The organism is Haloterrigena salifodinae (assembly GCF_003977755.1).
GTDB lineage: Archaea > Halobacteriota > Halobacteria > Halobacteriales > Natrialbaceae > Haloterrigena > Haloterrigena salifodinae.
Genome location: NZ_RQWN01000001.1, coordinates 388995 through 413601, shown reverse-complemented (window position 1 = coordinate 413601; position 24607 = coordinate 388995). Strand labels below are relative to the sequence as shown.

Here is a 24607-nt window from a genome sequence, read left to right as displayed (position 1 = left end):
TCACGGCGCAGCCAACCGACACCGGTTTCTCCCCGATCGGCGCCAGTTCCTTCCCCGTCGGTTTCGACCCGACCTGACCCGACGTATGACGGACCGGACGGCGAAGTCTTATGGATCGGTATCGATAGTAGAATATATGGGATCTTCAGATTCGGCGGGCGTGTCGGGGGAGGACGTCCGGCGAGTTTTTTCGCGCTCCGAGCGGTCGTCTACCCCTCTCACGACCGCCGAGGTTGCCGATCGGTTGGACTGTTCCCTGGGTCCCGCACGACACGGGCTCGAGGAACTTTGCGAGCGGGGTGAACTTCGCGTCAAGCGGATCGACGATTCGACCCGAATCTGGTGGCCCGACGAGACGGCGGACGGAACGGACCCCGACCGGCGGTCCGAAAAGGAGGAGTTCGCCGCCTTCGTCAGCGCCGTGCGGGACTACGCCATCTTCATGCTCGACTCCGACGGCACCGTCGCCAGCTGGAACGAAGGGGCCGAACGAATCAAGGGTTACGAGGAGGACGAAATCGTCGGTAACCACTTCTCGACGTTCTACACCGAAGAAGACATCGCCAACGACGTTCCCCAGACGAACCTCGAGACCGCGGCGGCGGAGGGACGAACCGAGGACGAGGGGTGGCGCGTCCGCGCCGACGGCACGCGGTTCTGGGCGAACGTCGTCATCACCGCCATTCGGGACGACGGCGGTCAGTTGCGGGGCTTTACCAAAGTCACCCGCGACATGACCGAGCGCCGCGAGTACGAACAGCAACTCCGCCGGGAACGGGACCTCACCGAACGGATCTTAGAGACCGTGCCGATCACGATCGGCGTGGTGACCGAGGACAACGTCCTCGTCCGCGCGAACCGGCGGATGCTCGAGCACTTCGAGATCGAGGACGCGGCCGTCGAGACGTACAGCCTCGAGTCGTGGGAGCTCTACGACGTCGCCGGGGAGCCGGTCCCGGCCGACGAGCAGCCGTGGGCCCGCGCCCGCGAGCGCGGCGAGCCGGTGTACGACGCCCAGCGGCAGGTCGACGTCCCGGGAATCGGCCGCCGCTGGCTCTCGCTCAACGCCGCACCGCTCGACGACGACCAGAGCGAGGACGGCCGGATCGTCGTCGCGATCGACGACATCACCGACCAGAAGGAGCGCGAACGGCTCCTCCGCCGGGAGTATAACCAGACCGAGAAGCTGTTGCGGACGGCGCCGATCGCGATCGCCGTCCAGAACGCCGAGGGCGAGACGATACTGACGAACCAGCGGGCGCAGGAGTCGCTGGGCCTCTCCGACCAGGAGTTCATCGGCGAATCCGACGACGGCGGCGAGTGGGTGATCTACGACTCGGACGGCGAACGGCTATCGACGGACGAGATGCCGGCCGCGCGGGTCCTCGAGACCGGCAGCCCGGTGTTCAACGAGGAACTCGTTGTCGATCACCCGGAGGGCGAGCGGCTCCAGTTTCGCGTGAACGCGACGCCGCTGCGCGGCCCCGACGGCGGGGTCGACCGCGTCGTCACGGCCGCCGAGGACATTACTGAGCTGAAACGCCGCGAGCGCCAGCTCGAGCACCGAAAGAGCGAACTCGAGACCGAACTGAGCGAGATCCTCGGCCGGATCTCCGACGCCTTCTACGCCCTCGACGACGAGTGGCGCTTTACCCACCTCAACGAGCAGGCCGCGGAGATCCTCCGCCAGTCCCGGGAGGACGTCCTCGGACGGAAGGTCTGGACGACGTTCTCCGACGATACGGAGGGGATCTACCGGGAGCAGTTCCAGCAGGCGATGGAGACCCAAGAGCCCGTCAACTTCGAGGTGTACGCCGAGGATCTCGACACCTGGCTGGAGTACAACGTCTATCCCTCCGAGTCGGGGCTGTCGATCTACTTTCACGACATCAGCGAGCGCAAGGAGTACCAGCGCAAACTCGAGCAATCCAACGAGCGCCTCGAGCAGTTCGCCTACGCCGCCAGCCACGACCTGCAGGAACCCTTGCGGATGGTCTCGAGCTACCTCCAACTGCTCGAGAGTCGGTACGGCGACGAACTCGACGACGACGGCGAGGAGTTCATCGAGTTCGCCGTCGACGGCGCCGAACGCATGCGCCAGATGATCGACGGCCTGCTGGCCTACTCCCGCGTCGACACACAGGGCGAACCGTTCGAACCCGTCGATCTGGACACCGTCGTCGACGCCGTCTGCGAGGACCTGCAGATGAAGATCGAGGAGACCGACGCCGAGATCGTCGCCGAGTCGCTGCCCCGCGTTCGGGGCGACGAGAGCCAGCTCCAGCAGGTGTTCCAGAACCTGCTGTCGAACGCCCTCGAGTACAGCGGCGACGAGCCGCCGCGGGTGGAGATCGCGGCCGAGCGGGCGCGATCGACGTGGCGCATCTCGGTCACAGACAACGGGATCGGCATCGATCCCAACGATCAGGAGCGCGTCTTCGAGGTGTTCGAGCGCCTGCACAGCCGCGAGGAGTACGACGGCACTGGGATCGGGCTCGCGCTTTGTCAGCGCATCATCGAACGCCACGAGGGCTCGATCTGGGTCGACTCCGAGCCCGGCGAGGGGACGACGTTCTCCTTTACTCTCCCCGCCGCCGACGCCTGATTCCTCGCGTTCGATTGCTTGTCGTTCGATTCTCGTGCTTGATTTCCCGGCATGCTGTGGCGCGCGCTGTGTCGCGGTGAGTGGACTCGAACCGCGACACGAAGCCGTGCGAGGTCTTCGCTCGTTTCACTCGCTCATCCCTCGCACAGTGTCGTTAGTCGATCCTCGCTTTCGTTCACGGTTCACTCCGTTCACCGTTCACTTTCGAGGTGCTCACTGCGTTCGCACCTCGCGTTCCTCGGATCGACCGACAGCGCGCGCCACCCACATAGAGTGAATGGGTCGGTAGCGTCGGAATACACCGACTGTCGAACTGAGAACAGATCAACGCAGAACAAGCCGACGAACCGCTACTCTTCCTCGACGATGTCGGCCAGCACGTTCGCGATTTCCCGGTTCGTTTCGGGGCTGTAGTGGCCGCCTTCGCCGCGCTCGACGTACAGCGACTCGACACCGTCCTCGGGATCGAGATGGCGGGCCATGTCGACGGTCTCGAGGGCGTCGTACGTCTCGCCGAGCCGATCCACGAGGTCGCCGTAGATCGGGCCGTGCTCGGACTCGTACTTGGCGTACCGGAGCTGTTGGACCATCACGAAGACGGGCTGGAAGTCCTGCTCGTCGGCATAGTCGACGAACTCCTCGATCAGCGCGTTGAAAAGGTACTCGTGGGTCTCGAACAGCCGCTCGTGGTAGCGTACGCGGGGCTGTTCCATCCGGAGGACCGACTCGGTCTGAGCGGCGTCGAAGTCGACGCCCGGAATCGAGCGGCCGGCCCGCCGCTCGAGTTCCTTACAGCCCGTGATCGCGGCGTACCGGAGGTACTCGGGGTCGTCGAGGAAGTCACTCGTGTACGGCACCGACGCGAAGTGGGGTTTGAACCAATGGTCGTAGTGGAAGTCGTACTCCCGGAGGAAGTCGGCCTTGGACTCGAGATCGAGCAGATCTTCCTTTTCGTCCACAGGGCTGTCGATCAGCTCTAACTCGCCGTTCTCGATGACGTACCGGGGTTTGACCGCCAAGATGTTCCCGAACTCCTGGTAGTGTTTCCAGACGGAGAGGATGCGAGCGATCGAGGAGGCGGTGACGACGACGAAGACGTAGTCGGTCTCCTCCTCGGGATACTGGCGCTGCATGCGCAACAGCGCCTGATCGAGCCCGTAGTTGCCGCCGCCGTAGTTGGCGACGTGCGTGTCCAATTCCTGGGCCATGTAGTGCTGGAAGGTCTCGTCGTCGTTGACCTCCCGGCAGAAACAGTAGGAGTCGCCGTAGGTGGAGACGGTGACGTCCGCGTCTTCGTCCCGATCTTTCGCGGAACAGACTCGGCTCCCGTACTCGTCGGTCGAGTAGGTGACGACCGTCCGGAGCTCCTCGCCGGGGAGGTGGTCGCCGGTGTCCTTCTGTTTCTCCTGATTGGGCTGTGGCACCCAGCCCAGTTCGGGGTCGAAACTGCTGAACTTGCCAAGCAGTTCCCGGTCGATCTCCGGGAATTCCTCGGTCGCCACCGCGGGGATGCGCTTGAGCGACGCGTACGACACGACCTCGAGGGTGACGGCGAGCGCGACGATCACGAACGCGAAAGCGACGAACGGAAGCATTGGATGGGGGTTTCCAGCACCGGAAGTAAGTGAATTGTGCCGTAATTCGCCATTTTCGTCGGGAACGAGAGAAGTAAGGGACGAATTCGGCTCCGCGCGCGGCGTCGCGGGTCGGTGCGCCGCTCGAGCGACGGCGTTACCGGACCGCCATCGGGTCAGTGACCCCGCCGGTCGAACGTAGCCGTCGGCCGAGCATCGGCGCGCCGTCGCCGGTCGCGGATCTTCGCGGCGCTGTAGACGCCGAGACAGACTGACAGCGCACCGACGAGGACGTCGTTCCAGAACTGATCCGCCGCCAGATCGAGCCAGACCGCTTGAACGAGCAGCCAGACGTCGAGGAGGGCGATCCCCGCCGAGAGCTACCGACCGCGGTGCTCCGGGTTCGGATCGGATCGAGTCCGATCCCGATCGGTCGCGTCAGCGCCCCCGCGCTCGTCGTGGTTCGCGCCGGGATCGTGGTCCCCCGAATCGTAGTCGCCCACGTCTCTCCACCAGTATTACGCGATCTGACTGCAAGAGGCTATGGCCCATCAATGCAAGGCACGGCCGCGACCGCGACGGGTCGCCCTCGCGGCTGTCGATTCGAATCACGTTGTACTCGAGTCTTCGGCTCGACCCTCGGCAGACGGTCGCGACTCGGGGCCATCACTGGAGCTTAGCGAACCACCGTCACCGGAACCGGCGAGTGGCGCACGACGACCTCAGCGACGCTGCCAAGCAGGAACCGTTTGACCCCCGTGCGGCCGTGGCTCCCCATGACGATGTGGTCGACGGTCTCAGTCTCAGCGAACTCGACGATCTCCTGGGTGGGGGCGCCGAGTCGCGTCCGGGTCTCGATCGCCACGTCGCGCTCGGCGGCGAGCCGTTCCGGCACCGCGAGGCGCTCCTCGACGTCGCCGAAGACGGCCTCGACCGTCTCCGAAACCTCGTCCTCGTCACCGGACGCGGCGTTGGGGATCGCGGGCACCGACGAGGTGTCGACGACGGTTACCGCGACGAACTCGCCGTCAGGAAACAGGTCGATCGCGTACTCGAGAGCCTCGCGAGCGTGCTCGGAGTCGTCGAAGGGAACCAGAATGCGCGGCATTGAGTTGCGTACGGTATCGCGCCCCAACGTCTTGAGTCCTGTACCGTCACGGGACGGTGTGGGTCGCCGTCGACGGTCCGTTCACAGCGCGAGATACGGGCCGATACCGAGGAGTACGGCGCCCAGCGCGACCTTCAGCTTCTCGGGATCGATCGTGTGGGCGACCTTCCAGCCCGTGACGACACCCAGCAACAGCGGCGTTCCGATAACGACCGCCAGCGGGAGAAGCACGTTCCCCTGGAGGGCGTAGCCCGCGGCCGCGAAGGTCGCGATGAAGATCGACTGCACCTGCGCGACGGCGACGGCTAGCAGCATGGGGACGCCGATCAACACCAGCGCCGGCACCGCGAGCACCGGCCCACCGATTCCCAGCAGACCGCTGCAGATCCCGAGCACGAACCCGAGGCCGGCCAGCGCGAGCTGGCTCTGGCGCTCGAGGGGCTCGAGATCGTAGAGGGGGTTGAACCCGCGTCGTTCCCGGTACAGGATGACCGCGCCGACGGTCATCGAGACGCCGCCGAGGAGGACGCCGAACACCGAGCGGGGGACGAACGCGTTGACGGAGGCGCCGACGAGGGCCCCGAGGATACTCGAGGCGCTCAGAACGACGGCGATAGCGCGGCTCTCGCCGGCCTTCATCTCGCCGGAATGGAGGTAGGCGGCGCTACCGACGAGACCGGTGACGACGAACGTCGCGTGGGCGGTGCCAGCGACCTGGCTCGAGGCCAGCGGCGTCAGCGAGTAGAGCGCGATCGTGACGAAGATGCCGCCCGGGCCGATGGTTGTAATACCGATCCCCGAGAAGAAAGCGATCGACACGAGCAACAACACGAGGGAGAGGTCGAAGGGTAATCCGAGCATCGCGGAACGTTATCGGCTCGATTAGTCCGGGGGTTGTGACTCTTCTGGTTGGCTATCCAGCGTCGTTACCGGAGATATATCGGCGATCTGAAGGAGAACTCGTACCTCAGTTTGCCCCCGATGGCGTGCCCTCGCCGTCTCGAGTCTAGCTCGCGTCTATTCCCGGTCCGACTCGCGTTCGACTCGACCCACCTTCGAATTCGGCGCCGTCGCTCAGAGGATACCGATGATCGTCTCGTAGAGCGACTGGATCGTCGTGATGCTGCCGATCAGCAGGACGAGTCCCGCTGCAACGAACGCGGCGTTTTCGTACCACTCGACGTCGTAGAACCGATTGACGGCGCCGATGAGCGCGAAGACGGTCACCGGTAGACCGATCGCGCCGTTGACCGCGGGCATGATGATGGCCATCTCGACGGGGCCGAACCCGGTGTAGACCAGCAGCGGGAGGGCGGTCGCCGCCGAGACGGTGATCAGTCCGATGACCGTCCGGCGGAACCGGAAGTCGCCGAACACCGTGTGCGAGCCCAGCGACTGCGGGATCATGAACCCGGCGCCGAACAGCGTCCCGGTCGCGGAGGTGATGCTCGCGAGGAAGACGGCGATCATGAACATGAGGAGCGCGCCCTGACCGAGGATGTCGGCCAGCGGCTGGCCGGGGCCGGTCAGCGTCATCTCGCCCTCTGCGAGGGTGACCGCCGAGACGATCATCACGAAGCTGCCGATCAGCAGCGTCGTTGCGATCCCGGCGGCGTTGTCCCGGCGGTACTTCCAGACGTCGGTCCACTCCTTGGTCGGCTGGATGCTCGACTGGATGAAGAAGTTCGGCCAGTAGACGGTCGTCCCGAGCAGGGCGATGACCGTCGTGAGGTAGCCGATGTCGCTGTTCAGGGCGGGCCGCAGCCCGGCGGCGACCGACTGCCACGGCACGTCCAAACCGGCCAGCAGGAGGCCGTAGGAGCCGAAGACCGCGAAGACAGCGGCCGCGATCGCCGCCTCGATTCGGTCGTAGACCTTCAGCTGGACGATCGCGATCCCCGTGCCGCCGGCGAGGACGATGCCGACGACGACGTTGTCCAGTCCCGGCAGGAGCCAGGCCAGCGCCGCGCCCGCGACAGCGTAGTTCGAGACGGCCCACAGCGCCGACATCAGCGAAATCGCGATCACCAGCGCTTGCCCGCCGACCGGGACCGCGTCGACGATGTAGTCCGCCAGCGGTTCGTCGGCCACCGCCAGCCGGGCCGACATGTCGTGGAGGGCGATGTCGATGAGGAAGGCCAGCGGAAGCACCCACAGCAGGGAGAAAGCGAAGTTCGCCCCAGCGTCGGCGAGGATGTACACCGAGCCGGCGCCGAAGACGTTCGCGGCGAACAACACGCCCAGCCCGTACCTGTAGAGGGCGCCGTGAATCGCCTCCCCGCCGGGAACAGCGTCGACGACCGGAGAGGTCGAGGTCGACGACGACTGCTTGCTCATTCGCGACCACCTCTTCGGTCCGGGTCGCTGTCGCCTTGAGCGGGCGACGATCGGGCGTCGGCCGCGGGCTCCTCGACGGCCGGCCGGTCAGGCCGGCGTGACGGAAAAGGGCTACTCGTACACGGTGCCGTCGTCGTTCGAGCGGATGCACGTTTCATGAGTCAGTGAGTGGGAGAGCACTATCGTCTCCCCTCAGCAACCGAGCGTGGTCGCGTGCGCCGGTTCCAACCGTGTCGCATGAATTCGCCTCGTTCTATCTGCGAACAGCCAGCAAGGAGAGTCGCCAGCCGGCAGATGAAGGTGGTCTATACACCGCCGCGTGCGAGCCGGCTGCCGGTCGTCGTGCGGGACGGCCGTCCACGTGTGCGTACAGCGATCACCTCCTCTCATGCTCTAAGACCCTGCGTCGCGGAACTCGAGAAGCCGTCGCGTCTCCCGCCTCGAGCGGACGATAAACCGCGCAGTGCGATAGGAACCATCCGAGCCGAGACGGTGGCGTCCCTCGCAGGAACTCGAGCGGACCACAAACGTCTTCTCCCCAGCGGAGCTACGAACGTGTCAACACTCCAATGACGAGCGAGTCGACGGATCTCGAGGGCGCCCGTGAGGCCGACCGCAGCGACGCCGTCGGAACCGACGCCGGTCTCGAGTCGGGTGCAGCGGCTGACTCCGCGACGCGCGAGCGGGAGGAACCCGAACTAGCCGTCGAGGGGCTCTCGAAGACGTTCGGGAGCGGGGACGAGGCCGTCGCGGCCGTCGAGGACGTCTCCTTTTCCGTCGCGCCGGGCGAGGTGATCGGGCTGCTCGGGCCCAACGGCGCCGGCAAGACGACCACGATCAAGTCGATTCTGGGATTGCTCCTCCCCGACGAGGGCGCGGTTCGGATCCACGGAATCGACGTCTACGACCGGCCCAGAGCGGCCTACGATCACGTCGACGCCATGCTCGAGGGGGCGCGCAACGACTACTGGCGACTCACCGTTCGGGAGAACCTGCGGTACTTCGCGGCGATTCGCGGCCGGAACCCGAACGCACTCGCCGACCGCCACGAGGAACTGCTGGAGCGACTCGACCTCGCCGACAGGGCCGACACGCCGGTCCGAGAGCTCTCGCGCGGGATGAAACAGAAGGTGTCGCTGGCCAGCGTGCTGGCCGGCGACGTCTCCGTCGCCTTCCTCGACGAACCGACGCTGGGACTCGACGTCGAGAGTTCGCTGACGCTCCGTCGCGAACTCGTCCGGCTCGCCGACGAGCGCGGCCTGACGCTGGTGGTCTCGAGTCACGATATGGACGTCATCGAGGCGGTCTGCGACCGCGTGGTCATCATGAACGAGGGGCGGGTCATCGTCGACGACACCGTCGAAAACCTACTGGCGGCCTTCGAAACGCAGGGCTACCGGCTCACCGTTCGCGGCGCCGACGAGTCGGTCCTCGCGGCCCTTCACGAGCGCTTCGACGTGACCGACGTCGAGCGCCTCGAGGACCGGACGCGGTTCGCGGTGGCGGCCGACTCCGAGACGTTCTACCAGCTGACCGACGCGCTGGAGGACCACGGGCTCGAGCTGGTGGCGGTCGACACCGTCCAGCCCGACCTCGAGGACGCGTTCGTCGAACTGACCGGCGGGAACGGGACAGAAGCGGGGAGCCCCGATCGGGACCCGGAACGAGGATCCGACGATATCGGGGGTGGAACGCGGTGAGCGTCGACTTCCGATCCGGGCGGATGGGCGGCTACTACCACCTCCTGCGAGCCGTGATCGTCCGCGATCTGCTAATCTGGATCCGGTACCCCGTCAACGCGGGCATGCGGCTGTTCATCAACCTGCTGTTCTTCGGAATGTTGCTGTACGGCGGCACCCTGCTGGCGGGACAGGCGATGGCCGACTCCCTCGAGGGGCTAATCGTCGGCTACTTCCTGTGGTCGCTGGCGACCGGCGCGTACTCGGGGATCGTCAACGATATTCAGGCCGAAGCCGGCTGGGGGACCCTCGAGCGCCACTTCGTGACGCCCTTCGGCTTCGGGCCGGTGGTCCTCGCCAAGGCGGTAGCGATCGTGTTCCGGACATTTCTCACGTCCGCGGTCGTCCTCGCGGCGATGTTGCTGGCGACCGGAACGCGACTCGACCTGCACCTCGTCACCGTCGTTCCCGTGGCGACGCTGGCGATCGCCTCGACGCTCGGCCTCGGGCTGGCCATGGGCGGCTTGAGCGTCCTGTACAAGCGGATCTCGAGCGTCGTCAACCTCCTCGGCTTCGCGTTCGTCGGGCTGATCTCGGCGCCCGTCTTCGACGTCCCGTGGCTGGCCGCGCTGCCGCTGGTCCAGGGGAGCGCGCTGCTCCAACTGGCGATGCGAAGCGGGACGCGGCTCTGGGAGTTCGACCCCGCGGCGCTCGCCGTCCTCGTCGCGACGGCCGTTGGCTACCTGGCGCTCGGCTACGCCGTCTTCGGACTGGCGACGAGGCGCGCGCGACGGCTGGGCGTCCTCGGGGATTACTGATCGCATCTGCGGCCCAGTCTCGCGCGGGTCGCCTTCGGTGAATTTTTCCGGTTCGATCGCCAGATTACCGATGAAACCGCGACTCCGCGAACCGTCCGCCGCGTCATCGGGGTTCGAAACCAGAGACACTTGCCACCTACAACATGGGTGTCAAGAATTCTTATATATGGGAGACCCTTACCCGAGGTGAAGGTCTCCCACGACCAGAGAACCAATGCAAGGGCAATCCCAACAGCAGGCATACGACCGCGGGATCACGATTTTCTCCCCGGACGGACGCCTCTACCAAGTCGAGTACGCTCGCGAGGCCGTCAAACGCGGCACCGCGAGCGTCGGTATTCGCACGCCGGACGGCGTCGTGCTCGCAGCAGACCGGCAGGTCAGTTCGCCGCTCATGGAGCCCTCGAGCGTCGAAAAGATCCACAAGGCCGACGACCACGTCGGCATCGCCAGCGCCGGCCACGTGGCCGACGCACGCCAGCTTGTCGACCTCGCGCGACGACGCGCGCAGGGCGAACAGCTCCGGTACGGCCAGACGATCGGCGTCGAAACGCTGACGCGGGCCGTCACCGATCACATTCAGGAGTACACCCAGACCGGCGGCGCCCGCCCGTTCGGCGTCGCCTTGCTCGTCGGCGGTATCGACGACGGCGAGCCGCGCCTGTTCGAGACCGACCCCTCGGGGACGGACTACGAGTGGCAGGCAGCCGCCATCGGCAGCAACCGCAACGAGATTCAGGACTTCCTCGAGGAGCAGTACCAGCCGGACGCCGACCTCGAGGCGGGCATCGAACTCGCGCTTCGCGCGCTCGGATCGGCCGACGACGACCCGGTCAGCGCCGAAAACGTCGACCTCGCGACGATCGATACCGAAGACGAGACGTTCCAGACGGTCTCTCAGGAGCGACTCGAGTCGATCGTCGCGGAGATCGACCAGCCGGACGCGGAGGAGAGCGATGAATAACTGGAGTCAAGAGCCGACCCGGCAGGGAACCGATCCGTCGCCGTACGCGCCCGAACTGGGCTCGCTCCCCGACGGCAGTCAGGGTGACGACCACGGCGACACCGTCAACAAGACCGGGACGACGACGATCGGCATCACGACCGACGAGGGCGTCGTCATCGCGACGGACATGCGCGCCAGCCTCGGCGGCCGATTCGTCTCGAACAAGAACGTCCAGAAGGTCGAGCAGATCCACCCGACCGGCGCGCTCACGCTCGTCGGCTCGGTCGGCGGCGCCCAGTCGTTCATCCGAACGCTGCGCTCCGAGGTCAACCTCTACGAGTCTCGACGCGGCGAGCCGATGCCCATCGAGGCGCTCGCGACGCTTGCGGGCAACTTCGCCCGCGGCGGCCCGTTCCGGGCGATCAATCCCATCCTCGGCGGCGTCGACGAGGAGGGCAACCACGTCTACAGCATCGACCCCGCCGGCGGCGTGATGGAAGACGACTACACCGTCACCGGCTCCGGGATGCAACTCGCCTACGGTCTCCTCGAGCAGGAGTACGAGGAGGGTCTCTCGCTTGAGGAGGCGCAGTCGGTCGCGGCCCGCGCGATCAAGAGCGCCGTCGAGCGCGACACCGGCTCCGGTAACGGCGTCTTCCTCGCGGCGGTCACGGACGAGGGCGTCGACATTCAGGGTCACAACGACTTCGACGCGGTCATCTAGGGACGACCGCGGCGGTTTCTCTCGTCGTCGCAGTTCGATCCGCCCGTGGTTGCCTCGCGCGCGAGCGCGTACACGTGACTTTTATTAGTGCCGGGCGGCTATCCGAAAGCAGGTTTTACATGTCCCAGGAAAGCGAGTACGGCGCAGGCCAAATCCAGGTCCTCGAAGGCCTGGAGGCTGTGCGGAAACGGCCGGCGATGTACATCGGCTCTACGGATTCTCGAGGTCTTCACCATCTAGTCTACGAGGTGGTGGATAACTCGATCGACGAGGCACTGGCCGGTCACTGCGACGACATCACCGTCTCTATCAACGACGACGGATCGGTGAGCGTCGCCGACGACGGCCGCGGCATCCCCGTCGACACACACGATGAATACGACCGCCCTGCCCTCGAGGTGATTCTCACGGTCCTCCACGCCGGCGGCAAGTTCGACAACAAGTCCTACCAGGTCTCCGGCGGGCTCCACGGCGTCGGCGTGAGCGTGGTCAACGCCCTCTCTGAGCGACTCGAGGCCGAGGTGAAACGCGACGGCGACGTCTTCCGCCACGCCTTCGAGGCGGGCGAACCCGTCGGCGACATGGAGCGCGTTCGCGACATGGAGCCCGACGAGGAGACCGGCACCCAGATCCGGTTCTGGCCCGACACGGGCATCTTCGAGGGCGACGAGTTCTCCTTCTCGACGCTCTCGAACCGGCTTCGGGAGCTGGCCTTCCTCAACTCCGGCGTACGCATTACGCTGAGCGACGAGCGCACGGAACTATACGACGAGGACGGGCCAGTCGAGGAGACCTACGAGTACCAAGGTGGCATCCGCGAGTTCGTCGAGTATTTGAACGAGACGCGCTCGGCGATGCACGACGACGTCATCTACTTCGAGGCCGAGGAGCAGAACATCCAGGTCGAGGTCGCGATGCAGGCCACCGAGGAGCTGCAGGGCTCGATCCACGCCTTCGCGAACAACATCAACACCCGCGAGGGCGGGACTCACCTCACCGGCTTTAAGACCGCGCTGACCCGGACGGTCAACGACTACGCGAAGGACAACAATATGCTCGGCGACCTCGAGAACAACCTCAAGGGCGAGGACATCCGCGAGGGGCTCACCGCCGTCATCTCGGTCAAACACCCCGACCCGCAGTTCGAGGGGCAGACGAAGACGAAACTCGGCAACAGCGAGGTCCGAGGCATCGTCGAGAGTTCGATGCACGAGGGACTGGGCACCTACTTCGAGGAACACCCCGACACCGCCCAGGCCATCGTCACCAAGGCCGTCGAGGCCGCAAAGGCCCGCAAGGCCGCCCAGAAGGCCGAGGAACTCACCCGACGGAAGTCCGCCCTCGAGTCCACGTCGCTGCCCGGAAAGCTGGCCGACTGCCAGACCAAGGATCCAGACGAGGCCGAGCTGTTCATCGCGGAGGGTGACTCCGCCGGCGGCAGCGCCAAACAGGCGCGGAATCCGGACTTCCAGGCGATCCTCCCCATCAAAGGGAAGATTCTGAACGTCGAGAAACACCGTCTCGACCGCATCCTCGAGAACGACGAGATCCGGAACATGATCACCGCCATCGGCGCGGGGATCGGCGACGAGTTCGATATCGAGGACGTCCGCTATAAGAAGATCATCATGGCGACCGACGCCGACGTCGACGGCGCCCACATCCGGACGCTGCTGTTGACGTTCATCTACCGCCACATGCGCCCGCTGCTCGAGGGCGGCTACGTCTACGCGACCCAGCCACCGCTGTACCGCATCCGGTACCGCGGCGAGACCTACGACGCGATGACGGAGGCCGAACGCGACGAGATTGTCGCGGAGAAATGCGACGGCAACCCATCGCAGGTCCAGCGGTTCAAGGGACTGGGCGAGATGAATCCCCAACAGCTCTGGGATACGACGATGGACCCGGACAACCGCATCCTCAAACAGATCACCATCGAGGACGCCGCGGCGGCGGACAAGATGTTCTCCGTCCTGATGGGCGACGCCGTCGAACCCCGAAAGCAGTTCATCAAGGACAACGCACCGGAGGCGGAATGGATCGATATCTAACAAACTTTTGCGCTGCGGGTCAGCAAAGCTGACCCTCGGCAAAACTTTGATGAAAAGCACTCCTCCCTCCCCTCCGCGCGGTGCGAAGCACCGCGCTCTCCGGGTCGGTCGTCGGCCCGTTCGAGCGTCCACACAGCGGACGCTCTCACGGATGCAGTGTTCGCTATCCGACGACCGCACGCAACCAACGCAATCAACGAAACCCAATGACACATGAGTTCAGACGTACCCGATCCGACTGACGTACAGGCACGAGCGGTAGAGAACGTCCGCATCGAGGACGAGATGGAGCAGAGCTACATCGACTACGCGATGTCCGTCATCGCGGGTCGTGCGCTCCCGCGCGTTGAGGACGGCCTGAAGCCCGTCCACCGACGCATCCTCTACGCGATGCACGAGATGGGCGTCTCGAGCGGCTCCTCCCACCGCAAGTCCTCCTCGATCGTCGGGGAGACGATGGGTGACTACCACCCCCACGGCGACAGCGCGATCTACGACACCCTGGTCCGGATGGCCCAGGACTTCTCGATGCGCTATCCGCTGGTCGACGGTCAGGGGAACTTCGGATCGATGGACGGCGATCCGGCCGCCGCCCAGCGGTACACCGAGGCGAGGATGTCCTCGATCTCCGAGGAACTGCTCGAGGACATCGACAAGGACACCGTCGACTTCTCGGCGAACTACGACGACCGCCTGCAAGAGCCCGACGTACTCCCGGCGGCGTTCCCGAACCTCCTCGTGAACGGCTCCTCGGGGATCGCGGTCGGGATGTCGACGAACATCCCGCCGCACAACTTGGGTGAGGTCATCGATGCGACGATCGAGTTGATCGACGACCCCGACGCGACGGTCGAGGACCTGATGGACCACGTCAAGGGGCCCGACTTCCCGACCGGCGCGAACATCGTCGGCCGCGACGCCATCTACTCGGCGTACAAGACTGGCCGCGGACGGCTCCGCGTCCGCGCCGAGTTCGAGGTCGAGGAGTGGAAGAACGGCCGCGAGCGGATCGTCATCACGGAACTGCCGTTCCAGGCCAACAAGGCCCGTCTTGTCGAGCGCATCGCCGAGGACGTCAACGAGGGCGAGCTCGAGGGAATCTCCGACCTGCGCGACGAATCCGACCGCGACGGCGTCCGCATCGTCATCGAACTCAAGCGCGGCGCCAACAGCGAGGTCGTCAAGAACCGCCTGCTCGAGAACCACTTAGAGCGAACCTTCGGCGTCATCAACCTCGCGCTGGTCGACGGCCAGCCGCGAGTGCTCTCGCTGAAGGAGACCTTGGAGGAGTACGTCGCCCACCGCCGCGAGGTCGTTCGCCGGCGCAGCGAGTACGACCTCGAGGAGGCCGAGGATCGGGCCCACATCCTCGAGGGGCGGCTGACCGCCGTCGAGAACGCCGACGACGTCGTCGAGCTGATCCGCAACAGCGAGACTCGATCGGACGCGAAGGAGAACCTGCAGGATGCCTACGACTTCTCCACGGATCAGGCCGACCACATCGTCCGGATGCAACTCGGCAGCCTCACCTCGATGGAGACCACCGAGATCGAAGAGGAGTACGAGGAGGTCCAGGCCGAGATCGAACGCCTGAACGCCATCCTCGAGAGCGAGGAAGAGCTGCTGTCGGTCATCAAGGACGAACTCCGCGAGATCAAAGAGGAGTACGGCGACGAGCGGCGCACCTCGATCGTCGAGGATCAGGGGACGGTCACCCACGAGGACCTCATCCCCGAGGAGGAGGTCTTCGTCGTCATGACCGAGGACGACTACGTCAAGCGGATGCCCATCGACCAGTTCGACCCCCAGGGTCGGGGCGGCAAGGGAATCATCGGCGCGGACGTCAAGGAGGGTGACCGCGTCTCGACGGTGTTCCGCGCGAACACCCACGATTACCTGCTGTGCTTTACCAACCAGGGGAAGGTCTACCAGCTCAAGACCTACGAGATCCCCGAGATGGGCCGAACCGCCCGCGGCAAGTCGGCGGTCAACATCCTCGATCTCGACCCCGGCGAGGATATCACGGCCATCGTCGACACCGACGCCTTCGGCGACGGCGAGTTCGTGACGATGGCCACCCGCCACGGCTACGTCAAGCGAACCGCCGGCGGAGAGTTCGATAACATCCGCTCGACGGGGATCATCGCCGCCGATCTGGAGGAGGGCGACGAGCTCGTCGACGTCGAGGTCACCGACGGCTCGCAGGATCTGGTCATCGCCACCGAAGGCGGGATGACGATCCGTTTCGACGAGGACGAAGTCCGCGCGATGGGACGGAACGCTCGCGGGGTCAACGGGATCAAGCTCCAGGGCGACGACGCGGTCGCCGGACTGGTCGCGACCGACGAAGCGGACGGCCAGGCCCTGTTGACCGTCACTCGGAACGGGTACGGCAAGCGGACCCGGCTCTCGGAGTATCGCACCCAGTCGCGGTACGGCAAGGGACTGATCGACATCAAGACGGGCGACCGAAACGGCCACGTGACGGCCGTCAAGGCGGTCGACGACGACGATCAGCTGGTGATGATGAGCGAGGACGGCCAGATCGTCCGGACACGCGTCGACGAAATTTCGACGGTCGGGCGCAACACGATGGGCGTGATCGTCATGGACGTCGAGGACGGCGACGCGGTCGCCAGCGTCGACGACATCCCGGCGGCCGCGACGGAGGACGTCGATGCGGACGCCGACACCGAGGAGAACTGACAGCCGCGGCCGGTAGCTCGACTGGCTATCGAACCCGTCGAACGCGATAGCGACTGTCGCTCTTTTCGTCGCTCGAGCACGCGTCGAGAGTCACGACTCCGGGACTCGAGGCGGCGGCATGCGACAGAATATCACGCGGGCGGGCGGGCCGCTAGAACGCGAAGAGAGCAAAGAAATATCGAGAGCGATCGTCGGTCGCCGTTAGTGGGACGGCTCTTCGGCCGGGGCGACCATGTCTTCGATCCGCAGGATGAGGATGTTGTTCGTGTCGTCCTTGCCGTCGACGCGGCCCTCGATGAGGAGCTTCGACAGCGGGGTCGGGCCGACGGTGACGGCGTCGTCCTCGTGGATCTCGCCCATCGAACCCTGCATGTGGATCTCGGCGCGGCAGAGTTCGGGGTGGTGGACGCTCGAGAGGTCGATCTCCTCGACGATGACGTCGTCGATGGGTTCGCCCTCGTGTTCGATCGGGACCGAGGCCGGGTCGTCCATCTGCTGAATCTCGAGGGCCTCGTAGGCGGAGGCGGTGGGTTTGTACCCCCCTTTGGGGCCGGGTACGCCCTCGACGAGTTGGAGGGCTTTGAGACTCTGCATCTGGTTACGGATCGTCCCGGGGTTGCGGTCGACCTGTTCGGCGATATCCTCGCCTTTGATCGCGGCTTCGGACTCCTTGTGCAGATTCGTCAGTGCACGGAGGATCTTCTTCTGGCTGGGGGTGAGTTCGATGGATGACATACTGAATTGTTCGTAATTGATTTCCTTAAACCCGACGGGTGAGCCGGGAGTAACGCGGTAATTCTGTCGTTCGAACGCACCCTAGTAAGGTGTTTTGTTTCGGCGATCAACGGTCGGGTGCGTTCGCCGATCCGTCTGGCGGTTCAGCCCGAGACGAGCCACGCCTCGAGGTGGAACTGAAGGCGAAATGACGCCGCGGCGGCACCGTTCGATCCCGCGCGACCACGCCGCCGACCGTCGGGCCCCTCCGTGATGCTGTGGATCGCGAACGCCAGCACGAACAGCACGACCTGGGTCAAGTTCCCCTGAACGAACGCGACGACGGACTACTGTTCGAGTTCCGGCGGCTCGGTGACGCGGACGTGGTGGGCGACGGACTCGGGCAGAGAGACGTCGGAGTCGTGGTCGCTCGAGCGGGCGGTAATCATCCCGAAGGGGGCGACCTCGACGATCTCGAGTTCGACGCCGGGTCTGACCCCGTGTTCGGCGAGGTAAGAGAGGACGTCGGCGTCGCGGTCGGCGACCTCCTCGACGATCACGGTGTCGCCCGCCGAGAACGAGGTGACGGATTCGCCATCGGGGCGTTCGGGCGGCTCGAGGTCGGCGCCGGGGATCGGCGCGCCGTGGGGGTCGACCGTCGGTTCGCCGAGGACGTCCGCGACGCGGGCCTCGAAGTCCTCGCTGATGTGGTGCTCGAGCCGGTCGGCCTCCTCGTGGACCTCCGCCCAGTCGTAGTCGAGATGTTCGGTGAGATAGGCCTCGAGCAGCCGGTGGTGACGGACGACCTCGAGGGCGACGGTTTCGCCCTCGTCGGTCAGGGTGACGCCCCTGTACTTCTCGCGGTCGACGAGCCCCCGCTCCTCGAGTTTGTCGAGCATGCTGGTGACCGTCGGCGACGTGACGTCCAGCTCGTCGGCGATGGCCGACGTCTTGATCCGGTCGTCGGTCTCGCGCTGGAGCTGGTAGATCGTCTTGAGGTAGTCCTCCATCACGTCGCTCAGCATCATGGTGCTCGGATTTAGACGGGTCTAACCCTAAAGCTGTCGCCGTCTCTATCGCCACCGTCAAACCGCCGGGCGACGAAGGCTGAGTATGGCTACGACCGTCAGAATCATCGGTGCGCCGATGGACTACGGGGCGGATCGCCGCGGCGTGGACATGGGACCGTCGGCGATCAGGTACGCCGAGGTGGCCGATCGGCTCTCGGACGCCGGCGTCACCGCCGTCGACGATGGCGACCTCTTGATTCCGCGGGCCGAGGAGCGCGATCCCAACACTGATGAGCCGATCGAGGGGACGGCGAAGTTCCTCCGGGAGGTCGAGGGCGTCTGTACGCGGCTGGAAGAACGAGTCGCGGAAACGTTGGCGGACGGCGAGTTTCCGCTCGTGCTGGGCGGGGACCACTCGGTCGCCATCGGTTCGATGCGCGGTTCGGCCCGCGAGGCGGACCTCGGCGCGATCTGGTTCGACGCCCACGCGGACCTCAACACGCCCGCGACGTCGCCCAGCGGCAACGTCCACGGGATGCCGCTGGCCGCGACGCTGGGCCGGGGCGCCTTCGGCGACCTGTCGTGGGCCCGCGCGCCGCGCGTCCGCGAGGAATCGATCGCCTACGTCGGCCTCCGGAGCATCGACGAGCGCGAGCGCGAACTGGTCCGCGACAGTGAGATGACAGCGTACACGATGGCCGACATCGACGAGCGGGGGATGACCACCGTCGTCGAAGACGCCCTCGACGTCGCGACCGACAGCACCGACGGCGTCCACGTCAGCCTCGACTTAGACTGGGTCGATCCCAAGACCGCGCCGGGGGTTGGCACGCCGGTCCGCGGCGGCGTCACCTACCGGGAAGCTCACGCCGCACTCGAGACCGTCTCCGAGCGCCACGCGGCCGAGGAGATCGTCCGGTCGATGGACGTCGTCGAGGTCAATCCGATTCTGGACGAGGGCAACGAGACCGCAACCATCGCGGCCGAACTCACCGCGAGCGCATTCGGAAACCGAATCCTCTGAACGGGTTGTCGTCGCGGAGACAGTATCCGGCGGCGATACGTTGTGTGGCAATACCTAACATGTGCATGAACGTTCCAACACCTTTGTATCGGAGGGTTTCGGAATAGGAGATATGACTGAGAACGTCGTCGTACTCGGAGCCGGTTACGCCGGTGCCGGTGCGATCAACAAGCTCCAGTCGGAGCTCGGGGGTAATGCACGGCTGACCTGGATCGCTGACGTCGACTATCATCTGGTTCTTCACGAATCCCACCGCGTCATTCGGGATCCGGACGTCCGCTCGGATATCACCTTCCCGGTCACCCAGATCGCCGATCCGTCGACCCGGTTCATCCAGGACGAGGTCGTCGGCCTCGACGTCGACGATCAGGTCGTCGAACTCGCTGACAGTGAGGACGTCGAATACGACTACGTTCTCGTCGGTCTGGGCAGCCAGACTGCCTATTACGGCATTCCCGGCCTCGAGGAGCACTCGCTGACGCTGAAGAGTCTCGACGACGCCCTCGAGATCCACGATACCGTCAAGGAGGCCAGCCAGGAGGCCACCCGCGGCGAGCCCGCACAGGTCGTCATCGGTGGCGCCGGCCTCTCGGGTATCCAGACCGCCGGCGAGATCGCGGAGTTCCGCGACAACCACCGCGCGCCGATCGAGATCCACCTCGTCGAGGCCCTAGAGGAGATCTTCCCCGGTAACGACCCCGAGATCCAGCAGGCCCTGCGCGACCTGCTCGAGGAAGCGGGCGTCCAGATCCACACGGACGACCCGATCACCGAGGCTACCGAGGACCACATCGAGTTCGACGAGGGCGAGCCCCTCGATCACGACGTCCTCGTCTGGACCGGCGGCATCACCGGCCGCGACGCCTTCGACGACGCCGACCTCGAGAACGAGCACAACCGCCTCAACACCGAGGCTAACTTCCAGACCTCCGACGAGCGCGTCTTCGCTATCGGCGACTCGGCGATAATCAACCAGGGCGACCAGCCCGCACCGCCGACCGCACAGGCCGCCTGGCAGGCCGCCGAGGTCGCCGGCGAAAACATCTCCCGTGCCATCGAGAACCGTCCGCTGCGGACCTGGGAGCACGAGGACAAGGGGACCGTCATCTCCGTCGGCGACAAGGCCGTCGCCCACGAGGTCAAGCCGGCGTTCGGCGTCTCCCTGCCCGTCGACACGTTCGGCGGCGCCCCCGCGAAGAACCTCAAGAAGATGATCGCGGCCCGCTGGATCGCGGACATCACCTCCTGGAACGAGGCCCGCAAGTCCTGGTCGTCGCTGTAAGCGACTCGATCGACGTCTCGAGTACGACTCGACCCCTGCTTTTCCCGCCGATCGCCGCAGTTGCTACGCGGCTGCCAGCGACCGGCGTCTCCCGATTCGACTCTCGGTCTTCGACTGTCGATCAGACGTCGGTCCCGTCGGCGGATCCGACCCCGACGTCTCCGGGATCGGTCTCGTCGTCTCCCGGTTCGCTATCGTCGGTTCCGGAATCGCCAGCCGCCTCGGCGCTCGCGTCGTCTGCGGCACTCGAGCCGGCCGGTTCGGCCGGGACGCCGGCCACGGTCGTTCCCGGTGGCACGTCCCGGGTGACAAGCGAGTTGGCGGCGACCCGCGCGTTCGCGCCGATCTCGACGCCCGGGAGGACGATCGCGCCGGCGCCGATCATCGCGCGTTCGCCGATCACGACCTCGCCCGTGCGGTACTCGTCCTGGAGGAACTCGTGACAGAGGATCGTCGCATCGTAGCCGACAATCGCCTCGCGTTCGACGGTGATCAGGTCGGGCCAGAAGACGTCCGGCGTGGCCTCGAGCCCCCAAGAGACGCCGGGACCGACGGCGGCGCCGAGTCGGCGCAACAGCCACCGCTTGAGGCGGAGGCTCGGCGAGATTCGGATCAGCCAGACGGCGACGTAGGAGATTGCGACCCGGAGCGGGTTGCGCGCGCGCGTCCAGTCGGCGAGCGAGTTGCCCGGCCCCGCGGTCGGATGGTGCCGGATGCGGTCGTGGCGCGAGTCCATCTCGTCAGTCACTGCCCGGGAGTATGCGGTATCACTACATGAAACCGATCGATCGAGGCGGCGCGGGCGCGGTCGCAGTCAGTTCCAGTCGTCTCGCCGGTGACCGGACTCGGCTCGTCTCGTGGCGGGGAATCGAGACGCCTCGCGGACCGGTCCGTTTCGGACACTGTTCGGTGTGCTAGTACAATTGTTCGATCCCTACCTAGTGAGGCACAATGATTGTTCTGAGTCGGTTCATCGTAGCAGTTATCATGCCAGTCCAGCCTGAGTCACTCGAGCGGGAGACCGTCTACTCACTGCTCGCCGATCGGGTTCGCGAGTACTTGCTGTGTCACCTCTCGACCGTCGACCGAACGACGGTCCCCGACGCCGCCGAACGACTCGCGGTCTGGAGCCGCGAGACGTCCGAGTTATGCGTGCGCGAACGGGATGGGATCGCCATTCAGTTGGTCCACAACCACCTCCCGCGACTCGCCGAACACGACGTCGTCGTCTACGACCGCTCGAGCGACGCGGTAGCCACCGGACCGAACTTCGCGGACCTCGAGCCCTACGTCGACCCGCTCGAGCCGCCGCGCGTCTAGGTCGGGCGGCGGTCAGTCGGTCGTCTCGGCGGCGGCGTCCTCAGTATCGAGGCGGGCGCAATCGGCTGTGCGGTCGCCCGGCCGGCCGACGCGGCGGCGAAACGCCGCTCCGGAGGGCGCACAGCGGTAGGCGGGTTTGTACATCATGTTCTCGCCGCCGTCGCGGACGGCCCACTCGGTCGCGATTTCCTCGCGCAGGTAATACTGCGATCGTTCGTTCCCCGGTTTGGTGTAGTAGTCGCTGAGCCGGATCGGGTGGCGGTCGAACAGGCCGCCGGGTTCGCGGCCGTCGATCAGGACGACCGGTTTCTCGAGGTAGAGGTCTCCGTCTCGAGCGCGTTTCGCGTGGGCGTTGTCCGGGTGGGCCGCCAGGATCGTCTCGCGGTCGGCCCGCGGCTGGTCGGGGTCGACGATATCGACCCGATCAACGGTGAAGTAGCCGATCAGGTAGCGGTGTGCGCGGTCGCCGCCGGGACGTCGCAGGCCGGTGTAAAACCCGACGACGTCGCCGGGCTCGAGGGCTCGGAGGCGTTCGACGTAGCCGCTGGTCCGGTGCTCGCCGTAGGTCAGCGCCGCGAAATTGGGGTCGCGGTGAAGGGGCCACGACTCGAGGGCGTCGCCGGCGACGGTCCGGTCGGCGTCGCCGATCGGCTGGGGGGCGATCCGGTTCGTGAGGTCCGCGGCGATGCCGTCGGTCGCGCGCAGGTTCCACGAGCCGAGCGTTTCGGTCTCATCGGTGTCGGGAGTCTTCTCGGGGATCGGCACATATTCGAAGCGCCCGTCGTCGTACAGCGGGGCGAGCGCACCCAGGTTCGTGGTGTCGGCACCGACGCCGGCGAGGACGACCGTCATCACGCGTGAGTGTGCGCCGGACGACCCTAACCGCACCGATCGCCCGGCGGATTGGCGTTGTTGGGGCGGCGACCGATACCGGCGCACGGACGGGTTTCGACGGATTTACCGGTGGCTCCCCTTCGAAATCTTGAAATAACGCCTCGGAATACGGCGGGACATGCCTGTCAGGGGAGACCGATCGGTCGCGATCTGCCAGCAGTGCGGTACCGCCCTCGCGGTACGGATCCAGGCCGACGGATCGATTCGGCCGATCGGAACGGGGACCGCGTGTTCCTGTGGGGGAGAGTCGTTCGACGTGATCGGGGATCGACCATCCGAAACGGCGGATAGCGACGCAGCCGCCGAGGAGACGGCCGAGAGCGACGACGAATCCGCGTATCCGCGTCCGTAGTCGCCGCGGCCGTTCCTCTCGGGCTCGAGTTTGGGTTGAACTATCTCTCGAGGGGGATCCGGACTCGGGGGAGTGGTTCGGTCAGATTGGTTGCGAGCGCGGTCGCTATCGGGTCGACGACCGCGAGGTGTAGAACAGCGGAATCAGGAGGACGAGAAACAAGGTCCCCATCACCGCGATGGCGATCCAGACCGTCGACAGCCAGGACTCGGAGACCAGCCCGGCGAGGTCGAGAACCCAGAGGAGGCTGTAGCAGCCGACGACCAGCACCGTGAGCACGTACCAGCGCAGTCCCCAGCCGACGACGCGATAGAGCGTGGTTTTCGTGACCCGCGGTGGGAGAGCGTCCTCGAGGCCGAACATCAGATCACCACCGTCCGGTCGAGGACCACGGCGGCGTCGTCCGCGAGGTGGGCGCGAGCGACGAGTCGGAGTTCGACGTCCCGCGGCGCGTCCGGGTCGACGTTCTTTCGGAACGTGATCGAGTCGTCGACCGCCTCGCGGCGTTCGGTCAGCTCGGCGGTCCCGTCCGGGGTGCCGTCGGCGATCGCCCGTCGACCGTCGGTCGTCGTCGCTGTCACCGTGACCGCGTCGGCCGCGGAGCGGTCGGCGACGACGAGCGTGACAAAGCCGTCGGTATCGTCGGTCACGGCCGTCTCGAGTTCGACGGTCGCCTGGGGCGACGTCCCCTCGAGGTCGTGATCGACGCCGATGAGGATGGTTCCGAGCGCGGCCGAGCAGACGACCGCGGCCCCGACGATCAGGAACACGCCCAGTAGGGGGTTGACGGCGCGGTCGTCGGGTGCGTCGAGCGGGGCGTCCATGGCAGCGATACCGCTAGTCACCACCGGGCGGGCTTGAATCTATTCGCCGATTTCGCGCCTCGAGCGTCAGGACTGACTCGAGAACTGGAGGCTACGGGCGATGACTCGCCACGGTAGCGGGCGATCACTCCTGAAACGTTTCAGAATTTGTTAGCGATCTATCATAACCACCAGAACTATTAGCGAATCGACCGTTGTACGAATCGGTCCCGGTGACGATACCTGGACCGCGACCGGGATCGACTCGAGTGGAGCGCCCCATCAACCGCTGGTCAGATCGTGCGGATGGGCGTGTCCACCCGTTTTCCAAGGAGTCAGTGCGTTCCGCTAGCGAACGCCACGATCGAGTTAGTAGACTCGAGTACAGTCGTCGACTCGAGAGTTCGGACCGAGTGTTGTCACGAACAGTGGATGCTCGAGTGCGCGCGAGCGCGAGGACACCGCGGATCGTGACGGATCGAACGGTTCCGTCCGCCAAACCGATTGGCCAGAAGCTTTATTGACTAATATTCAGCGTTGCAAAACCGCAAGATGGCGTCGGTTCAAGGGGGTGCTGTAACCGCTCTGTGCCACCTTGATTATCACAATTGAAAGCCTTTCGTGAACGTTTTTCAATATGATGGGTTTCACTATCGA

At 65.6% G+C, this 24607-nt stretch carries 23 protein-coding genes; 11 read left to right on the top strand and 12 right to left on the bottom strand.

Annotation, left to right across the window (positions count from 1 at the left end; translation table 11 throughout):
* The first annotated feature begins 136 nt into the window (after positions 1-136).
* On the top strand, positions 137-2605 hold the full coding sequence (locus tag EH209_RS02115; protein WP_126661329.1) for a PAS domain-containing sensor histidine kinase: 2469 nt from the start codon (positions 137-139) through the stop codon (positions 2603-2605).
* Between the two features lie 350 nt (positions 2606-2955).
* Here the strand turns inward: EH209_RS02115 and EH209_RS02110 are convergent, their stop codons facing one another.
* The 5 genes from EH209_RS02110 to EH209_RS02090 all read right to left on the bottom strand — a co-directional run bounded on the left by EH209_RS02110 (position 2956) and on the right by EH209_RS02090 (position 7624).
* Entirely contained in the window at positions 2956-4200 is a 1245-nt protein-coding gene (locus EH209_RS02110; RefSeq protein WP_126661328.1) for a hypothetical protein, read from the bottom strand.
* 359 nt (positions 4201-4559) lie between these two features.
* Positions 4560-4682 carry a hypothetical protein gene (locus EH209_RS24895; RefSeq protein ID WP_282957081.1) on the bottom strand — a complete coding sequence of 41 codons (123 nt, stop codon included), beginning with the start codon at positions 4680-4682 and terminating at the stop codon, positions 4560-4562.
* Positions 4683-4855: 173 nt separating this feature from the next.
* Positions 4856-5287: a universal stress protein gene (locus EH209_RS02100; RefSeq protein WP_126661327.1), complete on the bottom strand. Its 432-nt coding sequence runs from the start codon at positions 5285-5287 to the stop codon at positions 4856-4858.
* 81 nt (positions 5288-5368) lie between these two features.
* Positions 5369-6148: a sulfite exporter TauE/SafE family protein gene (locus tag EH209_RS02095; RefSeq protein WP_126661326.1), complete on the bottom strand. Its 780-nt coding sequence runs from the start codon at positions 6146-6148 to the stop codon at positions 5369-5371.
* 213 nt (positions 6149-6361) lie between these two features.
* Positions 6362-7624 (bottom strand): divalent metal cation transporter, encoded by a 1263-nt coding sequence (locus EH209_RS02090; RefSeq protein WP_126661325.1) that lies wholly within the window; start codon positions 7622-7624, stop codon positions 6362-6364.
* 569 nt (positions 7625-8193) lie between these two features.
* On the opposite strand from EH209_RS02090, the gene EH209_RS02085 reads away from it, so the two are divergent.
* The 6 genes from EH209_RS02085 (at position 8194) to gyrA (ending at position 16551) form a co-directional block, all read left to right on the top strand.
* Positions 8194-9324, top strand: coding sequence for an ABC transporter ATP-binding protein (locus EH209_RS02085; RefSeq protein ID WP_126661324.1), 1131 nt, complete (start codon positions 8194-8196; stop codon positions 9322-9324).
* Positions 9321-10121, top strand: a complete 801-nt coding sequence (locus EH209_RS02080; RefSeq protein WP_126661323.1) for an ABC transporter permease — start codon at positions 9321-9323, stop codon at positions 10119-10121. Before EH209_RS02085 ends, EH209_RS02080 begins: the two co-directional genes overlap by 4 nt.
* Positions 10122-10335: 214 nt before the next feature.
* A complete protein-coding gene (gene psmA, locus EH209_RS02075) occupies positions 10336-11085 on the top strand; it encodes an archaeal proteasome endopeptidase complex subunit alpha (protein WP_126661322.1) in 750 nt (249 codons plus the stop codon).
* Entirely contained in the window at positions 11078-11791 is a 714-nt protein-coding gene (psmB, locus tag EH209_RS02070; protein WP_126661321.1) for an archaeal proteasome endopeptidase complex subunit beta, read from the top strand. The genes psmA and psmB overlap by 8 nt, the downstream gene beginning before the upstream one ends.
* Positions 11792-11910: 119 nt before the next feature.
* A complete protein-coding gene (gyrB, locus tag EH209_RS02065) occupies positions 11911-13845 on the top strand; it encodes a DNA topoisomerase (ATP-hydrolyzing) subunit B (protein ID WP_126661320.1) in 1935 nt (644 codons plus the stop codon).
* A gap of 213 nt (positions 13846-14058) precedes the next feature.
* On the top strand, positions 14059-16551 hold the full coding sequence (gene gyrA / locus EH209_RS02060) for a DNA gyrase subunit A (protein WP_126661319.1): 2493 nt from the start codon (positions 14059-14061) through the stop codon (positions 16549-16551).
* Positions 16552-16752: 201 nt separating this feature from the next.
* On the opposite strand, the gene EH209_RS02055 is transcribed toward gyrA, so the two are convergent.
* From EH209_RS02055 to EH209_RS02050, 3 genes are all read right to left on the bottom strand, one after another.
* Positions 16753-17286, bottom strand: coding sequence for an Rrf2 family transcriptional regulator (locus EH209_RS02055; RefSeq protein ID WP_008894829.1), 534 nt, complete (start codon positions 17284-17286; stop codon positions 16753-16755).
* A 143-nt stretch (positions 17287-17429) separates the two neighbouring features.
* Complete coding sequence (locus EH209_RS23825; RefSeq protein WP_164721981.1) at positions 17430-17585, bottom strand: hypothetical protein; 156 nt, start codon at positions 17583-17585, stop codon at positions 17430-17432.
* 27 nt (positions 17586-17612) lie between these two features.
* Entirely contained in the window at positions 17613-18293 is a 681-nt protein-coding gene (locus tag EH209_RS02050; protein WP_126661318.1) for a metal-dependent transcriptional regulator, read from the bottom strand.
* An 85-nt stretch (positions 18294-18378) separates the two neighbouring features.
* Here EH209_RS02050 and rocF point away from each other — a divergent pair, with 85 nt between their 5' ends.
* Positions 18379-19299, top strand: a complete 921-nt coding sequence (gene rocF / locus EH209_RS02045) for an arginase (protein ID WP_126661317.1) — start codon at positions 18379-18381, stop codon at positions 19297-19299.
* A 112-nt stretch (positions 19300-19411) separates the two neighbouring features.
* Positions 19412-20581 carry an NAD(P)/FAD-dependent oxidoreductase gene (locus EH209_RS02040; protein WP_126661316.1) on the top strand — a complete coding sequence of 390 codons (1170 nt, stop codon included), beginning with the start codon at positions 19412-19414 and terminating at the stop codon, positions 20579-20581.
* Positions 20582-20702: 121 nt separating this feature from the next.
* Here the strand turns inward: EH209_RS02040 and EH209_RS02035 are convergent, their stop codons facing one another.
* A complete protein-coding gene (locus tag EH209_RS02035) occupies positions 20703-21329 on the bottom strand; it encodes an acyltransferase (RefSeq protein WP_249038733.1) in 627 nt (208 codons plus the stop codon).
* A 239-nt stretch (positions 21330-21568) separates the two neighbouring features.
* Here EH209_RS02035 and EH209_RS02030 point away from each other — a divergent pair, with 239 nt between their 5' ends.
* The gene (locus EH209_RS02030) at positions 21569-21901 is read left to right on the top strand and encodes a DUF7344 domain-containing protein (RefSeq protein ID WP_126661315.1); all 333 of its coding nucleotides are present in this window, start codon (positions 21569-21571) and stop codon (positions 21899-21901) included.
* A 12-nt stretch (positions 21902-21913) separates the two neighbouring features.
* Here the strand turns inward: EH209_RS02030 and EH209_RS02025 are convergent, their stop codons facing one another.
* Entirely contained in the window at positions 21914-22753 is an 840-nt protein-coding gene (locus EH209_RS02025; protein ID WP_126661314.1) for an Nmad3 family putative nucleotide modification protein, read from the bottom strand.
* Positions 22754-22913: 160 nt separating this feature from the next.
* Between EH209_RS02025 and EH209_RS02020 the strand changes: the two genes are divergently transcribed.
* The gene (locus EH209_RS02020) at positions 22914-23147 is read left to right on the top strand and encodes a hypothetical protein (RefSeq protein WP_126661313.1); all 234 of its coding nucleotides are present in this window, start codon (positions 22914-22916) and stop codon (positions 23145-23147) included.
* A gap of 105 nt (positions 23148-23252) precedes the next feature.
* Here EH209_RS02020 and EH209_RS02015 read toward each other — a convergent pair whose 3' ends face one another.
* Positions 23253-23510 carry a hypothetical protein gene (locus tag EH209_RS02015; protein WP_126661312.1) on the bottom strand — a complete coding sequence of 86 codons (258 nt, stop codon included), beginning with the start codon at positions 23508-23510 and terminating at the stop codon, positions 23253-23255.
* Positions 23510-23971, bottom strand: coding sequence for a hypothetical protein (locus tag EH209_RS02010; RefSeq protein WP_126661311.1), 462 nt, complete (start codon positions 23969-23971; stop codon positions 23510-23512). The genes EH209_RS02015 and EH209_RS02010 overlap by 1 nt, the downstream gene beginning before the upstream one ends.
* Positions 23972-24607: the final 636 nt, after the last annotated feature.

Bases quoted from the DNA above. Each gene is read 5' to 3' on its own strand.
- gyrB (WP_126661320.1), top strand. From the start codon at position 11,911: ATGTCCCAGGAAAGCGAGTACGGCGCAGGCCAAATCCAGGTCCTCGAA.
- EH209_RS02055 (WP_008894829.1), bottom strand. From the start codon at position 17,286: ATGTCATCCATCGAACTCACCCCCAGCCAGAAGAAGATCCTCCGTGCA.
- psmB (WP_126661321.1), top strand. From the start codon at position 11,078: ATGAATAACTGGAGTCAAGAGCCGACCCGGCAGGGAACCGATCCGTCG.
- EH209_RS02095 (WP_126661326.1), bottom strand. From the start codon at position 6,148: ATGCTCGGATTACCCTTCGACCTCTCCCTCGTGTTGTTGCTCGTGTCG.
- EH209_RS02090 (WP_126661325.1), bottom strand. From the start codon at position 7,624: ATGAGCAAGCAGTCGTCGTCGACCTCGACCTCTCCGGTCGTCGACGCT.
- psmA (WP_126661322.1), top strand. From the start codon at position 10,336: ATGCAAGGGCAATCCCAACAGCAGGCATACGACCGCGGGATCACGATT.
- EH209_RS02040 (WP_126661316.1), top strand. From the start codon at position 19,412: ATGACTGAGAACGTCGTCGTACTCGGAGCCGGTTACGCCGGTGCCGGT.
- rocF (WP_126661317.1), top strand. From the start codon at position 18,379: ATGGCTACGACCGTCAGAATCATCGGTGCGCCGATGGACTACGGGGCG.
- EH209_RS02020 (WP_126661313.1), top strand. From the start codon at position 22,914: ATGCCTGTCAGGGGAGACCGATCGGTCGCGATCTGCCAGCAGTGCGGT.
- EH209_RS02030 (WP_126661315.1), top strand. From the start codon at position 21,569: ATGCCAGTCCAGCCTGAGTCACTCGAGCGGGAGACCGTCTACTCACTG.
- EH209_RS02015 (WP_126661312.1), bottom strand. From the start codon at position 23,510: ATGTTCGGCCTCGAGGACGCTCTCCCACCGCGGGTCACGAAAACCACG.
- EH209_RS02025 (WP_126661314.1), bottom strand. From the start codon at position 22,753: ATGACGGTCGTCCTCGCCGGCGTCGGTGCCGACACCACGAACCTGGGT.
- EH209_RS02050 (WP_126661318.1), bottom strand. From the start codon at position 18,293: ATGATGCTGAGCGACGTGATGGAGGACTACCTCAAGACGATCTACCAG.
- EH209_RS02110 (WP_126661328.1), bottom strand. From the start codon at position 4,200: ATGCTTCCGTTCGTCGCTTTCGCGTTCGTGATCGTCGCGCTCGCCGTC.
- EH209_RS02085 (WP_126661324.1), top strand. From the start codon at position 8,194: ATGACGAGCGAGTCGACGGATCTCGAGGGCGCCCGTGAGGCCGACCGC.
- EH209_RS02100 (WP_126661327.1), bottom strand. From the start codon at position 5,287: ATGCCGCGCATTCTGGTTCCCTTCGACGACTCCGAGCACGCTCGCGAG.
- EH209_RS02115 (WP_126661329.1), top strand. From the start codon at position 137: ATGGGATCTTCAGATTCGGCGGGCGTGTCGGGGGAGGACGTCCGGCGA.
- EH209_RS02010 (WP_126661311.1), bottom strand. From the start codon at position 23,971: ATGGACGCCCCGCTCGACGCACCCGACGACCGCGCCGTCAACCCCCTA.
- gyrA (WP_126661319.1), top strand. From the start codon at position 14,059: ATGAGTTCAGACGTACCCGATCCGACTGACGTACAGGCACGAGCGGTA.